Raw genomic sequence first — 14,724 nt, 5'->3', positions numbered from 1 at the left:
AACTCTCCATGGGGTGGCGACTTCTTTCCGATAAGGCGTCAATTGGAGCGAGGTAAGCGATCACCCTTTCGTGTGCTTTTCACCAAAGACCTCAAGGGACTTGGGGGCCGGGCCGACAACTGATCCGTGAGTACCCTTGCGCACACCATGATGACCACCGCCCGCACCGCAGACACCGGCCTCGCCGGTCCGGCAGGCGAACTCGACCGCTACCCCTACGCAGAGACGCCCGACCGCGTGGTCGCGCCCGCGTGGGACAGCGCCGACCAGGACCTCGGCCGCGTGGGCCGACGAGCGGCAGGCAGCCGCGGCCGTGGACTGCACGGCCAACTCGTCCAGCAGCTCGGCCAGATGATCGTCTCCGGAGACCTGGGCGCCGACCGCCCCCTCGTCCCGGAGGAGATCGGCCAGCGGTTCGAGGTCTCCCGCACCGTCGTCCGTGAATCGCTGCGCGTCCTGGAGGCCAAGGGCCTCGTCAGCGCCCGCCCCAACGTCGGTACGCGCGTGCGCCCGGTCAGCGACTGGAACCTGCTCGACCCGGACATCATCGAGTGGCGGGCGTTCGGCCCGCAGCGCGACGACCAGCGCCGCGAGCTCAGCGAGCTGCGCTGGACCATCGAGCCCCTGGCCGCCCGCCTCGCCGCCGGACATGGCCGCGAGGAGGTGCAGCAGCGCCTGAGCGACATGGTGGAGATCATGGGGCACGCCATGGGCCAGGGCGACTCGATCACGTTCTCCCGCGCGGACGCCGAGTTCCACGCGCTCCTCATCCAGGTCGCTGGCAACCGCATGCTGGAGCACCTGTCCGGGATCGTCTCGGCCGCGCTCCAGGTGTCCGGCGGTCCGGTCACCGGCTGTGACCGCCCCTCCGAGGCCTCCCTGGCGCTCCACTCCCGGATCGTCGAAGCACTCGCCTCCGCGGACGGCGCCGGAGCGGAGACCGCCATGCGGCAGCTCCTGACCGTGCACCCGGAGGTGGAGCGCGTAGTGCCCGCCCCGCGCGAGCACTGACCGCCCATCCGCGTCGGCACGACCGCCGTGCGCGCCCCGCAGCATCGTTTCGCTGCTCCGCCTCCCCTGACGCCCCACCACACTCCCGTGGACGCCTCCCGCGCCGCCGGACCCGCACCACGGCCCGACAGGGCCGGACGGGTCCGGCGCCACGGGCCCGGGAGCGACACCCGGGGCGGCACCCCCGGGGGCGGTGCCTTGAGTCCCTCGACCCGCGCGGCCCCAGGTGCGCGGCTGCGCGGCCCTCAGCCCTGCGGCTGTCCTGCCCGCGACTGCCCGGCCCACGGCTGTACGGGGCCCTGGAGTGCGGCCCGGCCCACGGCTGTACAGGTCCCCCTGGAGTGCGGCACGCTCGGAGTGCGGTTCTCCTGGAGTACGGCACGTTTCCCGGGGCGCGTTCGACCCGGGCCGCAGGCACATGGCGGTGGAGCCGCCCCGCCGGACGGAGGGCGGTGTTCCGCTCCGCTGGCCGTCGCACCCCGGTCTCTTCTGACCGTATCTGGACGTTTTTGGACACTTACGGGGTGTGACTCGGGCCACGTAGATTGGGCGTAACGCTCCTAGGAACAGCGCGATGACCTAAGAGGTGATAGCCGAGGAGGGAATACAGCCGTCGTTCCAGACGCTGTGCAGCTCCACGGTCCCGCCCGCGCCGTCGGCCCAATCCCCAGCCGCCGGTCGTCGGCTCCGATCCACGGTGGACGGGGCCGGAAGCCGTTTTCCAACGTTCCGAGAGGTTGTTCGTGTCGGCCAGCACATCCCGTACGCTCCCGCCGGAGATTGCCGAATCCGTCTCTGTGATGGCGCTCATCGAGCGGGGAAAGGCTGATGGGCAGATCGCCGGCGACGACGTGCGTCGTGCCTTCGAAGCTGACCAGATCCCGGCCACTCAGTGGAAGAACGTTCTGCGCAGCCTCAACCAGATCCTCGAGGAAGAGGGTGTGACGCTGATGGTCAGTGCCGCGGAGCCCAAGCGCCCCCGCAAGAGCGTCGCAGCGAAGAGTCCGGCCAAGCGCACCGCGACCAGGACGGTCGCGGCCAAGACGGCCACGGCTAAGCCGGCCACCGCCACAGCCGCCCCCGCGAAGTCGGCCGCCGAGGCCACCGAGGACGGTACGGCTGCCAAGAAGGCCGCCGCCAAGAAGACCACGGCCAAGAAGGCCGTCACGAAGAAGACCGCCGCCAAGAAGACGACGGCCAAGAAGACCGCCGCCAAGAAGGACGCGGGCGAGCTTCTGGAAGACGAGGTCACCGAGGAGACGCCCGCCGTCGGCAAGCCCGGCGAGGGCGAGCCCGCGGAAGAGGGCGCCCAGGGCTTCGTGCTCTCCGACGAGGACGAGGACGACGCGCCCGCACAGCAGGTCGCCGCGGCCGGCGCCACCGCCGACCCGGTCAAGGACTACCTGAAGCAGATCGGCAAGGTCCCCCTGCTCAACGCCGAGCAGGAGGTCGAGCTCGCCAAGCGCATCGAGGCGGGCCTGTTCGCCGAGGACAAGCTGGCCAACGCCGACAAGCTCGCCCCCAAGCTCAAGCGCGAGCTGGAGATCATCGCCGAGGACGGCCGCCGCGCCAAGAACCACCTCCTGGAGGCCAACCTCCGCCTGGTGGTCTCCCTGGCCAAGCGCTACACGGGGCGCGGCATGCTCTTCCTGGACCTCATCCAGGAGGGCAACCTCGGTCTGATCCGCGCGGTCGAGAAGTTCGACTACACCAAGGGCTACAAGTTCTCCACGTACGCCACCTGGTGGATCCGCCAGGCGATCACCCGAGCGATGGCCGACCAGGCCCGCACCATCCGCATCCCGGTGCACATGGTCGAGGTCATCAACAAGCTCGCGCGCGTGCAGCGCCAGATGCTCCAGGACCTGGGCCGCGAGCCCACTCCGGAGGAGCTGGCCAAGGAGCTCGACATGACCCCGGAGAAGGTCATCGAGGTCCAGAAGTACGGCCGCGAGCCCATCTCCCTGCACACGCCCCTCGGCGAGGACGGCGACAGCGAGTTCGGTGACCTCATCGAGGACTCCGAGGCCGTCGTCCCGGCCGACGCCGTCAGCTTCACGCTTCTCCAGGAGCAGCTGCACTCGGTCCTCGACACCCTGTCCGAGCGTGAGGCGGGCGTCGTCTCCATGCGCTTCGGTCTCACCGACGGTCAGCCGAAGACCCTCGACGAGATCGGCAAGGTGTACGGCGTGACGCGTGAGCGCATCCGTCAGATCGAGTCGAAGACCATGTCGAAGCTGCGGCACCCGTCGCGCTCGCAGGTCCTGCGCGACTACCTGGACTAGGTCCTCGCCCTCCCGGCGCGCCCAGCGGCCCACGAGCAGCGCTTGAGAGCCGCGCCAGACGATGCCTGGGCGCACGGCGCGACAGCGCATACAGCGCATACAGAAAGGCCCGGATGTCTCCCATTGGAGGCTCCGGGCCTTTCCGATGCCTGTGTGTGGCGGGCGCGTGGACGGCGCCACAGTGGTTGACTCTGAGTGCGCGAACGCAACCCAGAGTGAGGAGCTCGTATGCGTCGTCCCTTCGCCCGAACGCTGGCGGGAGCGCTGGCGCTGGCCACCGCCGCCACGGCGGCGGCCCTGGCCGCCCCGGCGCCCGCGACGGCCGACAGCGTCGTGATCGGAGGCACGCCCGTGCGGGTGGCCGACAGCCCTTGGGTCGTGGCGCTCTCCAGTCGTGACCAATTCGGGGGGATCAGATCCGGCCAGTTCTGCGGCGGAGTCGTCGTGGCGCCGAAGACGGTCCTGACCGCGGCGCACTGCCTCAGCCGCGAAGTCCTCGGTACGCCCCTGTCACAGGTGCGCGACCTGAAGGCCATCGTGAGCAGGGGTGATCTGAACTCCGACGAAGGGCGCGAGATCCCGGTCAGCCGGTCGTGGGTCAATCCTGGGTACGACAGCGGCACGAACGCCGGTGACGTCGCGGTGCTCACCCTCGCCCAGCCGCTTCCCGAGCGACACGTCCTGGGCATGGCGGCCGCCGGGGATCCGGCGTACCAACCCGGCACGAAGGCCACCGTCTACGGCTGGGGTGACACTACGGGGAGGGGTGATTACGCCCAGACACTGCGCTCGGCGCAGGTGACGGTCCTGTCGGACGCGGTCTGTCAAAAGGCGTACCAGGGCAGCTCGGCCGGGACGTACGTCGCCTCGTCCATGCTCTGCGCGGGCGAACTGGAGGGCGGACGGGACGCCTGCCAGGGCGACAGCGGCGGGCCACTGGTGGCGCGTGGGCGGCTCATCGGGCTGGTGTCGTGGGGCAGCGGCTGCGGCAGGGCGGGCAGCCCGGGGGTCTACACGCGGATCTCGGACGTGATCCGGGTGACGAAGTGGTCCGGCTGAGAGGGCCTAGGGGAGGGCGTCAGGGCTGCTCCGCCGCTGGTTTGCCCGGGAGCTGCGCCGGGTGACCAGCAGGCCCGAGCGGCCCCGCAGGAGCGCCGTGCGCGGGGGCCTGGCGTGCCCCCAGGGGGGCGTTGGCGGCCGCGGTCCCGTGGCTGTCGGATGCCCCCAGGGGACGTGACTCCCGGGGACGTGACCTCCGGAGACGCGCGCGGTCGCGGCACGCGGAAATGAGACCGGGCGGCTGCCCCTGGGGTGCAGGGACAGCCGCCCGGTCGCCGGTCTGGTGGTCCGGCGCTCGCTCGTCGTGGTGCGCGGCCTCAGCGTTCGTCTTCGGACGCGCTGGCCGGAACGGCCGTCAGGCGCTCCGTCTCGTCCTGTATCTCGGCGGCGATCTTCTTGAGTTCCGGCTCGAACTTGCGGCCATGGTGGGCGCAGAAGAGCAGTTCACCGCCGCTGAGCAGCACGACGCGCAGGTATGCCTGGGCGCCGCAGCGGTCGCAGCGGTCAGCGGCCGTCAGGGGGCTCGCGGGGGTCAGAACAGTAGTCACGTCGCCTCTTCTCTAGCTCGACGAGCTGTCGTACCAGGGTCAACATCCAACCAGGCCGAAAACGTTCCCGCTCGTGGCTTTTCCTCGAATTTTTCTTTCGAGGAGGCTGTCTGCTACCGGTTGGCGGCGAATGTGCCGTATTGCGTGTCTTACGTGTCGTACGGTTTCGCGCTGTGCTGGGTCAGGTCCTCGTCCGGCTGGCTTGCCGGTTGTTCATGAGGACGTGCCCGGAGCCTAAATGGTTCATGCCTGGATGGGAACGTGACGTGCGCTTCACTCCAACGAGGGATCGAACATGTGTACGCATCTGGATTACCCTGGGTCGAGTCGAGGGTGGCGTGACAACGGCTCTACCAGGCCTCGGTACCCTCTGACCGGCACCCGAAGCCGAGCCCTTACCCTCAAGGGCCCCCTTGAAATTCAGCGAGGAGCGAACCGCGTGACCGCCGAGACGTCCGTGCCGTCCACAGCGTTGCTGACCGGAGCAGACCGGGACGGTTCCAACTACACCGCGCGGCACCTTCTCGTCCTGGAGGGCCTGGAGGCCGTCCGCAAGCGCCCCGGCATGTACATCGGGTCGACGGACAGCCGCGGCCTGATGCACTGCCTGTGGGAGATCATCGACAACTCCGTCGACGAGGCCCTGGGCGGGTACTGCGACCACATCGAGGTCATCCTCCACGACGACGCCTCCGTGGAGGTGCGGGACAACGGCCGAGGCATCCCGGTCGACGTCGAGCCGAAGACCGGCCTCTCCGGTGTCGAGGTCGTCATGACGAAGCTGCACGCGGGCGGCAAGTTCGGCGGCGGCTCCTATGCCGCGTCGGGCGGCCTGCACGGCGTCGGCGCCTCCGTGGTGAACGCCCTGTCGGCCCGTCTCGACGTCGAGGTGGACCGCGCCGGTCACACCCACGCGATCAGCTTCCGCCGAGGTGTCCCCGGAGCCTTCGCGAAGTCCGGGCCGGACGCCGCGTTCGACCCCTCGGCGCGTCTGACCAAGATCAAGAAGATCCCCAAGGCCCGCACGGGCACCCGCGTGCGGTACTGGGCGGACCGGCAGATCTTCCTGAAGGACGCCAAGCTCAGCCTGGAGACGCTCCACCAGCGTGCGCGGCAGACCGCCTTCCTGGTGCCCGGCCTGACCATCGTCGTACGCGATGAGTTCGGCCTCGGCGAGGGCGGCACCAAGGGTGAGGAATCCTTCCGCTTCGACGGCGGCATCAGCGAGTTCTGCGAGTACCTGGCGCAGGACAAGGCGGTCTGCGACGTCCTCCGCTTCTCCGGGCAGGGCACCTTCAAGGAGACCGTGCCCGTCCTCGACGAGCGTGGCCAGATGACGCCGACCGAGGTCACCCGCGAACTGGGCGTGGACGTCGCCCTGCGCTGGGGCACGGGGTACGACACGACGATCAAGTCCTTCGTCAACATCATCGCGACCCCCAAGGGCGGCACCCACGTCACCGGCTTCGAGCGGTCGCTCACCAAGACCGTCAACGAGGCGCTGCGCGCCCAGAAGCTGCTGCGCGTCGCCGAGGACGACATCGTCAAGGACGACGCCCTGGAGGGCCTGACAGCCGTCGTCACGGTCCGCCTGGCCGAGCCGCAGTTCGAGGGCCAGACCAAGGAGGTCCTCGGTACGTCCGCGGCCAACCGCATCGTGGCCAACGTCATCGCCAAGGAGCTCAAGGCCTTCCTGAGCTCCACCAAGCGCGACGCCAAGGCGCAGGCCCGAGCCGTCATGGAGAAGGCCGTCGCGGCCGCCCGGACGCGCATCGCCGCCCGTCAGCACAAGGACGCCCAGCGGCGGAAGACCGCGCTGGAGTCCTCCTCGCTGCCCGCGAAGCTCGCCGACTGCCGCAGCGACGACGTGGAGCGCAGCGAGTTGTTCATCGTCGAGGGCGACTCCGCGCTCGGCACCGCCAAGCTCGCCCGGAACTCCGAGTTCCAGGCCCTCCTGCCGATCCGCGGCAAGATTCTCAACGTTCAGAAGTCATCCGTCTCGGACATGCTGAAGAACGCCGAGTGCGGCGCGATCATCCAGGTCATAGGAGCCGGGTCGGGCCGGACCTTCGACATCGACGCGGCGCGCTACGGAAAGATCATCCTGCTCGTCGACGCCGACGTCGACGGCGCGCACATCCGCAGCCTGCTCCTGACGCTCTTCCAGCGATACATGCGGCCCATGATCGAGGCAGGCCGCGTGTACGCCGCCGTCCCGCCGCTGCACCGCATCGAGCTGACCCAGCCCAAGAAGGGCCAGGACAAGTACGTCTACACGTACTCGGACCGCGAGCTGCGCGACACCCTGCTCGAGTTCGAGCGCAAGGGCGTGCGATACAAGGACTCGATTCAGCGGTACAAGGGCCTTGGTGAGATGGACGCCGACCAGCTGGCCGAGACCACCATGGACCCGCGCCACCGCACTCTGCGCCGGATCAACATCGCCGACCTGGAATCCGCCGAGCAGGTCTTCGACCTGCTGATGGGCAACGAGGTCGCACCCCGCAAGGAGTTCATCACCAGCTCCGCCGCGACGCTGGACCGCTCCCGCATCGACGCCTAGCCGCCGCGGACGGCCTCAGGGCCCCGGACCGTTCACCCGGTCCGGGGCCCCGCGCGTTACCGCGCGGTGGCACCTGACTCCACCCACGGGTGGAGATCCCGGATCCACCCATGATCCACCCGCCATCCACCCCTGCTCCGATCTCCTGACCAGCCCGGTTCCGTACCGTCGAAGGCGTAGTACTTCGTCGTCCGCGCACGTCATCGGAGGCCGCGATGCCCGGGTTCGCCAACGCTCTGCTGATCCTCGCCGCGGTCGTGCTGATCGTCGCACGACAGCTCAAGCCCCAGCGCATGACCGGCTCCCAGCGCTGGTGGCTGGCGCCCGCCGTCCTCGCCTACATCGGCGCGCGGGGATCCGGCCTCATCGACCCGCACCACCAGGCGGAGTCCATAGCGCTGCTCGTCTGCGAGGTCCTGGCCGGTCTCCTGATAGGCGCTGCCTGGGCCCGGACCAGCCACATCTGGGCCGAGCCGGACGGATCCATATGGAGCCGGGGCACCAGGGCCACGGCGGCCGTGTGGGGCATCGGCATAGCCACCCGGCTCGGGCTGATGGGCGTCGGCCTGCTCCTCGGCATCCGCCAGGGTTCCGGCGCGCTGCTGCTCGCCCTCGCCGCGTCGCTGCTGGTGCGAGCGGGCCTGCTGGAGCTGAGGGCCCGGCCCCTGCGCCCGGCTCAGGCGATCCCCAGCGGCGTACGGTGACGGTGTCCTCGGGACGGCAGGGAAGGAGCGCGCGTGACGCGTGATACCTGGACGCGTTGGCCCGCGCGGGAAGCGCTCGCCTGGGATGAGCTGACGCGCCCCCGGCGGCTGCTGAGCTGGGTCGTGCGCGCGGTGTTCCTCGGCTTGCTGCTGTGGAGCACCCTCTTCCGCGGGGGCGTCCCCACCTGGGGGCTCGGCCTGGCGGTGCTGGTGATCCTGGCCTGCGTGGCCGCGGTCGTCTGGTACTTCCGCGCCACGCTGGAGCGGAGGCCGTGGTCCTCGCTGGCGTCCCTGAGCGTGCTGGCCGCGGCGGGCCTCCTGGCCCATGGGACCGGGTTCGACCTGCCCGCGGTCGTGCTCTGGTGCTCCAGCGCCGTCCTGGCCCTGGAGCGGTTGCCGCTGGCGGTGGCGGTGAGCGCCGCCGTGGCCACTCTCGGTGCGTTCGCCCTGGTGAACGACGATCCCTGGCCAACGACGACAGCCGTGACCGCGGGGCTCGGCCTCTCCGGCTATGTGCTGCGCCTGGACGCCGAGGCGCGGGGCAACGCCCAGCGGCTGCTCGCCCAGGAGCGCGCGGCGCGTGCCGCCGAGGCCGAGTCGGCGGCCCTGGCCGAGCGCGCCCGGATCGCCCGGGAGATCCACGACGTGCTGGCGCACAGCCTGTCCGCACAGCTCGTCCACCTGGAAGCGGCCCGTCTGCTCATCGAGGCGGACGCGGAGCGGGACCGGATTCACGAACGGGTGGTGGCGGCGCGGGCCATGGCGGCCGACGGGCTCGCCGAGACCCGCCAGGCGCTATCGGCGCTGCGGGGCGAGATGACACCCGTCGAAGAGTTCCTACGGGACCTGGTCGCGGCGGACGGGGCGTCGGTCGCCGTCTCGGGGGAGCGGCGGGCCCTGCCCGCGGAGGCGTCGCAAGCGGTCCGCAGGGTGGCGCAGGAGGCGCTGACGAACGTGCGCAAGCACGCGCCGGGCGCACGGGTGAGCGTGCGGCTGGAGTACGGGGAGAGCGAAGTGACGCTGGACGTAAGGGATTCGGGCGGAGAGCCAGGCGAACTCGCCGCCTCCGGATCCGGGTACGGTCTGCTGGGCATGCGCGAGCGTGCCGAGCTGCTCGGCGGCTCGCTGGAGGCAGGTCCGGAGGAGGAGGGCTTCGTGGTGCGGCTGAGGGTGCCGGGATGACGACAGAGGGCGGGAGCCCCGAGCAGGCCGCGGCGGCTGAGGGCCGGGGAGGCCCCGCGGAGCCGGTGAACGGGGGCAAGAAGCCCGCGCGCGTGCTGGTGGTCGATGACCAGACCGTGGTGCGCGAGGGCATCGTGATGCTGCTGGGGCTGTTGCCCGGCGTCGAGGTCATCGGTTCCGCGGGTGACGGCGAGGAGGCGGTGGAACTCGTCGCGGAGCTGTCCCCGGACGTCGTGCTGATGGACCTGCGGATGCCCCGCTGCGACGGAGCGGAGGCCACCCGCCGGATCCGGGCGCGGTACCCGGACACGCAGGTGGTCGTGCTCACCACGTATGCCGATGACGAGTCGCTGTTCCCGGCGCTCAGGGCGGGGGCCCGCGGATATCTGACCAAGGACGCGGGCGGCGAGGAGATCGTGCGGGCCATCGAGGACGTGCTCTCCGGGGACGCGGGGCTGTCGCCGAAGATCCAACGGCGTCTGCTGGAGCGCCTGTCAGAACCCGAGCAGCCCGCCAAGCCAGTGGAGCCGCCGGACGGGCTGACCGTGCGGGAGACGGAAGTGGTCGGGCTGATCGCGGAGGGGATGACCAACCAGGAGATCGCCAGAGCGCTGCACGTCTCCACCGCCACGGTGAAGACACACATCAACAACCTCTTCGCCAAGGCAGGCCTCAAGGACCGTGCCCAGGCCGTGCGTTACGCCTATCAGCGCGGACTCGCGCGTCCACCGGGCAGCACCAGCAGGTGAGACGGGGGGACACACGCAGGTGAGCACGTTCATCACCTGATGGGGTGAAGAGCGAAGAGAGAAGAGTCAGGGATCTTCCTGGTCTGTCCATCCTTGGGCTCGCGGCCGAACGTGGCCGCGGACAAGGAGAGTGCGGTGGAGAAGCAGGACGGCCGCGATGCCGGGCGGGCCCGGCCCGGCGATCTGACAGATCCCTGGTCTGACGAGCTGGTCTCCGGGTGGGGCGAGCGGGACAGCACCGGCGCGCCCGCGCCCACGGTGCCCACCCCGGCCGTCGCGCCGGAGCGCGGCGCGGCCGACATCTACCTGGAGGTGCAGGCGAGCGCCGCCTTCCAGGAAGTGCGGCGCCGGTACCGCAGGTTCGTCGTACCCGCGGCGGTGGCCTTCTTCACCTGGTACGTGGCGTACGTGGTGACGGCGACGACGGCCCCGGAGCTGATGGCGCGGCCGGTCAGCGGGGCGGTGAACGTCGCGATGGTCGCGGGCCTGGCGCAGTTCCTCACCACGTTCCTGCTGACCTGGGCGTACGCGCGGCACGCGCGGCTGCGCCGGGATCGGGCGGCGCTCGATCTGCGCTGGGCCGTGTTCGAGCAGAGGCGGGAGCAGGAGCGGGAGCACAGGCAGGGGGCCGAGCGGTGACCGGTGACCATCAGACGCTGGCGCTGGTGCTGTTCGGCGTGTTCGTGGCGGTCACGCTCGCGATCACGACGTATGTGAGCCGCAACCGGCATGGTTCGGCGGAGGAGTTCTACGCGGGCGGGCGGCTCTTCTCGCCCATGGAGAATGGTTTTGCCATCGCGGGTGACTACATGTCGGCCGCCTCGTTCCTCGGCATCTCGGGCCTGATCGCGCTCTACGGCTACGACGGGCTGCTCTACTCCGTGGGGTTCCTCGTCGCGTGGCTCGTCGTGCTGCTGCTCGTGGCCGAACTGGTGCGCAACTGCGGGCGGTTCACCCTCGCCGACGTGATCGCGGCGCGGATGAGGGAGCGGCCCGTAAGGATCGCGGCGGGAACTTCCTCGGTGACCGTGTCCGTTCTCTATCTGGTGGCGCAGATGGTGGGGGCGGGGTCGCTGGTCGCGCTGCTGCTCGGCGGGACGGGCGAGGCGGCGCAGGCGTGGACGGTGATCGGCGTCGGCGCGCTCATGGTCATCTATGTGTCGTTGGGAGGGATGCGGGCCACCACGTGGATCCAGATCGTCAAGGCGGTCCTGCTGATGGGCGGCGCGATCGCGCTCACCGTGCTCGTCCTGATGCGCTTCCACGGCGATGTCGACCACCTGTTGCGTAGTGCCGCCGAACGCAGTGGGCACGGCAGTGAGTTCCTGGCGCCAGGGTTGAAGTACGGGGGCGACTGGACCGCGCGGCTTGACTTCATCAGCCTCGGGCTGGCTCTGGTCCTCGGCACGGCCGGGCTGCCGCACATCCTCTCGCGCTTCTACACCGTGCCGACCGCGCGGGCCGCCCGCCGCTCGGTCGTCTGGTCCATCGGGCTCATCGGCAGCTTCTATCTGATGACGATCGTGCTCGGCTTCGGGGCGGCCGCGCTGGTCGGCGGTGACGCGGTGCGCGGGTCGAACGCGGCGGGCAACACGGCGGTGCCGCTGCTGGCGTTGGACCTGGGCGGTGGCGCGGATTCCACGGGTGGAACGGTTCTGTTCGCGGTCGTCGCCGCCGTGGCCTTCGCCACCATCCTCGCCGTGGTCGCCGGGATCACGCTTGCCTCGTCGGCGTCCGTGGCCCACGACCTGTACGCCTCCCTGCGGCGGCCGGGCTCCGAGCCGCGCAGCGAGGTGGCGGTGGCGCGGATCGCCGCGGCCGGGATCGGGGTGGTGGCGATCGGGCTCGGCCTGCTCGCCCGCGACCTCAACGTGGCCTTCCTGGTGGGCCTGGCCTTCGCCGTCGCGGCGTCGGCCAATCTGCCGGTGCTGCTCTACTCGCTGTTCTGGCGGGAGTTCACCACGCGGGGCGCCGTGTGGTCGGTGTACGGAGGGCTGGTGCCCGCGCTCGTCCTCGTCGTGCTGTCACCCGTGGTCTCCGGGGACCCGAACTCGCTGTTCCCCGGGGTGGACTTCCAGTACTTCCCGTTGGAGAACCCCGGCGTCGTGTCGATTCCGCTGGGCTTCCTCGCGGGCTGGCTCGGCACGCTCATGTCGCCCGAGCGTGCGGATGAGGCCAAGCACGCGGAGACGGAGGTCCGTTCGCTGACCGGGGCCGGGGCGGTGTGACGCCGGAAGCCGGTCGGCTGGCCGACCGGGTGGCAGGAGGGCGCTAGCGGCCGTACGACCAGGTGTAGCGGTGCTCCGGCCGACCCGTGTCGCCGTACTTGAGGCTCAGGCTCACCCGGCCCGTGCGCTCCAGAAGCTTCAGATAGCGCTGTGCGGTCTGGCGGCTCAGACGGGTGCGCTCGGCCAGCTCCTGCGCTGACAGCGGCCCGTCAGCGGCCATCAGGGCGCGGCGGACCAACTCCGCGGTCGTGGGGGAGTGCCCCTTGGGCAGTTCGGGGGCCGCGGTCGCCGACAGCGCGCCGAAGATCCGGTCGACCTCCGCCTGTTCGGCCTCGCCCCCGTTGTCCAGGGTCCGGCGCAGCGTCGCGTACGCGTCGAGCTTGGTGCGCAGGCCCGCGTACGAGAACGGCTTGACCAGGTACTGGAGCGCGCCGTGCCGCATCGCCGCCTGCACGGTGGCGACGTCACGTGCCGCCGTCACCATGATCACGTCGGTCTGGTGGCCGCGTTCGCGCAGGGCGCGCACCACCGTGAGGCCCGTCTCGTCCGGAAGGTAGTGGTCGAGCAGCACCAGGTCGACGGGCAGTTCCTCGACCAGCCGCAGGGCCTCGGCGGCGTTGTGGGCCCGCCCGGCCACGCGGAAACCCGGCACCTTCTCTACGTAGGCGGCGTTCACGTGCGCCACGCGCACATCGTCGTCCACGACCAGTACTTCGATCATCGTGTCTCCTCCGAGGTGGCGGATGGGGCGACGGGCGGGCCGACAGGTGGGGCGAAGGGCTGAGATTCCGCGAGCGCTTCGGGCAGGACGACGGTGAACTCGGCGCCCCCGCCGGGCGCCGCGCCCACCCGTGCGCTGCCGCCCTGCCGCTCGGCGAGCCTGCGCACCAGGGCGAGGCCGATGCCACGCTTGCCGTGCGTGGGCGCCTCCTTGGTGGTCCAGCCCTCCGTGAACACCGACTCACGCTGTTCGGGCGGCACTCCAGGGCCCGTGTCACGCACCCGCAGGACGACCGTGCGCCCTTGAGGCCCCTCCGTGCGCACGGCGACCTCCACGCGCGCGTGGCGGGTGCCCGCCGCGGCGTCCAGCGCGTTGTCGACGAGGTTGCCGAGGACCGTGACCAGGCCACGGGGGTCGACGAGCCGGTCGGGCAACGTGGTCTCTTCGGAGAGGGCGAGCGTCACACCGCGCTCCGTAGCGACGGTGGCCTTGCCCACCAGGAGGGCCGACAGAAGCGGATCGTGGACCTTCTCGGTGATCTGCTCGGCGGTCACCCGGTGCGCGCCCGCGACCTCACCGACGTAGTCGGCCGCCTCCTCGTACATCTCCAGCTCCAACAGGCCGAGCAGCGTGTGCATGCGGTTGGCGTGCTCGTGGTCCTGGGCGCGCAGGGCGTCGATCAGGCCGCGCGTGGAGTCGAGTTCGCGCCCGAGCTGCTCCAGTTCCGTACGGTCGCGCAGGGTCGCGACGGCGCCCCCGTCATCCGTGGGCATGCGGTTGGCGACCAGGACGCGCTGACCGCGCACGGTCAACAGGTCGGTGCCCGTAACGCGCCCCGCGAGCACGTCGGTGGTCCGCCCCGGGCCGAGCACCGCGTCCAAGGGCTGGCCGATGGCCTCCGCACCGAGCCCGAGAAGCCGCTGGGCCTCGTCGTTGAGCAGCCGGACGCGTCCCGCGCGGTCGAGGGCGACGACGCCCTCGCGGATGCCGTGCAGCATGGCCTCGCGCTCCGCGAGCAGCGCCGAGATGTCGGAGAAGGCGAGGTCCCGGGTCTGGCGCTGCACCCGCCGTGAGATCAGGTAGGCGGCCAGCGCCCCGGCCGCGAGCGCCCCGCCCGCGTACGCGAACAGGCTCGGGATCGTGTGGATGAGCCGCGCGCGGACGCTGTCGTACTCGATGCCTACGGAGACGGCGCCCACGATGGCGCCGTCCGTGTCCCGCAGCGCCACCTTCCCGCGTGCCGAGCGGCCCAGCGTGCCGTTGTCGATCTCCATGACCCGGCGTCCGGCGAGCGCGTCGCTGGGGTCCGTCGAGACGACCCTGCCGATCTCGTCCGGATCGGTGTGGGACCAGCGCACGCCCTGCTTGTTCATGATCACGACGTACTCGGCGCCGCTGGCCTCGCGGATCCGCTCCGCCGCCGCCTGCACGGGCCCGTCGGCCGAAGCGCGCGTGGACGTCAGGTCCTCGGCGATCCGCGGCTGCGCCGCGGTGGTCTGGGCGATGGCGAGCGCACGGCGCATGGCCTGGTCGTCCAGCTGGTCGCTGAGCGGCGCGAGGAAGAGCCCGGTGGCGAGCACGGCGACCCCGGCGGCGATCGCCACCTGCATCAGCAGCACCTGCGAGAACACCCGCCGCGGCAGACCGAGGCGCAGCCGTCTGGCAGGCGGAGCG

Annotated in this window: 12 protein-coding genes; 9 read left to right on the top strand and 3 right to left on the bottom strand. The window is 70.8% G+C overall.

Going from position 1 to position 14,724, the window contains the following annotated elements:
- Nucleotides 1–126: 126 nt before the first annotated feature.
- The 3 genes from ACOBQU_RS10015 (at nt 127) to ACOBQU_RS10005 (ending at nt 4,355) form a co-directional block, all read left to right on the top strand.
- A complete protein-coding gene (locus tag ACOBQU_RS10015) occupies nt 127–1,011 on the top strand; it encodes a FadR/GntR family transcriptional regulator (RefSeq protein ID WP_423625912.1) in 885 nt (294 codons plus the stop codon).
- A 743-nt stretch (nt 1,012–1,754) separates the two neighbouring features.
- On the top strand, nt 1,755–3,296 hold the full coding sequence (locus ACOBQU_RS10010; RefSeq protein ID WP_423625910.1) for an RNA polymerase sigma factor: 1,542 nt from the start codon (nt 1,755–1,757) through the stop codon (nt 3,294–3,296).
- 228 nt (nt 3,297–3,524) lie between these two features.
- Complete coding sequence (locus ACOBQU_RS10005; RefSeq protein ID WP_423625908.1) at nt 3,525–4,355, top strand: serine protease; 831 nt, start codon at nt 3,525–3,527, stop codon at nt 4,353–4,355.
- A gap of 317 nt (nt 4,356–4,672) precedes the next feature.
- Here the strand turns inward: ACOBQU_RS10005 and ACOBQU_RS10000 are convergent, their stop codons facing one another.
- Nucleotides 4,673–4,903, bottom strand: a complete 231-nt coding sequence (locus ACOBQU_RS10000) for a DUF7455 domain-containing protein (protein ID WP_423625906.1) — start codon at nt 4,901–4,903, stop codon at nt 4,673–4,675.
- Between the two features lie 439 nt (nt 4,904–5,342).
- On the opposite strand from ACOBQU_RS10000, the gene ACOBQU_RS09995 reads away from it, so the two are divergent.
- From ACOBQU_RS09995 to ACOBQU_RS09970, 6 genes are all read left to right on the top strand, one after another.
- A complete protein-coding gene (locus ACOBQU_RS09995; RefSeq protein WP_423625905.1) occupies nt 5,343–7,466 on the top strand; it encodes a DNA gyrase/topoisomerase IV subunit B in 2,124 nt (707 codons plus the stop codon).
- 215 nt (nt 7,467–7,681) lie between these two features.
- Nucleotides 7,682–8,170 carry a DUF1453 domain-containing protein gene (locus ACOBQU_RS09990; RefSeq protein WP_423625903.1) on the top strand — a complete coding sequence of 163 codons (489 nt, stop codon included), beginning with the start codon at nt 7,682–7,684 and terminating at the stop codon, nt 8,168–8,170.
- 33 nt (nt 8,171–8,203) lie between these two features.
- Complete coding sequence (locus ACOBQU_RS09985; protein WP_423625901.1) at nt 8,204–9,352, top strand: sensor histidine kinase; 1,149 nt, start codon at nt 8,204–8,206, stop codon at nt 9,350–9,352.
- Nucleotides 9,349–10,101, top strand: coding sequence for a response regulator (locus ACOBQU_RS09980; protein ID WP_423625899.1), 753 nt, complete (start codon nt 9,349–9,351; stop codon nt 10,099–10,101). Before ACOBQU_RS09985 ends, ACOBQU_RS09980 begins: the two co-directional genes overlap by 4 nt.
- A gap of 135 nt (nt 10,102–10,236) precedes the next feature.
- Nucleotides 10,237–10,740: a DUF485 domain-containing protein gene (locus ACOBQU_RS09975; RefSeq protein WP_423625897.1), complete on the top strand. Its 504-nt coding sequence runs from the start codon at nt 10,237–10,239 to the stop codon at nt 10,738–10,740.
- Nucleotides 10,737–12,329: a solute symporter family protein gene (locus ACOBQU_RS09970; protein ID WP_423625896.1), complete on the top strand. Its 1,593-nt coding sequence runs from the start codon at nt 10,737–10,739 to the stop codon at nt 12,327–12,329. Before ACOBQU_RS09975 ends, ACOBQU_RS09970 begins: the two co-directional genes overlap by 4 nt.
- Nucleotides 12,330–12,372: 43 nt before the next feature.
- Here the strand turns inward: ACOBQU_RS09970 and ACOBQU_RS09965 are convergent, their stop codons facing one another.
- Together ACOBQU_RS09965 and ACOBQU_RS09960 are read right to left on the bottom strand one after the other, a co-directional pair.
- On the bottom strand, nt 12,373–13,050 hold the full coding sequence (locus tag ACOBQU_RS09965; RefSeq protein ID WP_423625894.1) for a response regulator: 678 nt from the start codon (nt 13,048–13,050) through the stop codon (nt 12,373–12,375).
- Nucleotides 13,047–14,681, bottom strand: coding sequence for a sensor histidine kinase (locus tag ACOBQU_RS09960; RefSeq protein WP_423625892.1), 1,635 nt, complete (start codon nt 14,679–14,681; stop codon nt 13,047–13,049). The genes ACOBQU_RS09965 and ACOBQU_RS09960 overlap by 4 nt, the downstream gene beginning before the upstream one ends.
- Nucleotides 14,682–14,724: the final 43 nt, after the last annotated feature.

The organism is Streptomyces sp. G45 (assembly GCF_049542095.1).
Lineage (GTDB): Bacteria > Actinomycetota > Actinomycetes > Streptomycetales > Streptomycetaceae > Streptomyces.
Note: the sequence above shows the minus strand (reverse complement) of the source record. Positions and strands in the feature narration are given on the sequence as shown.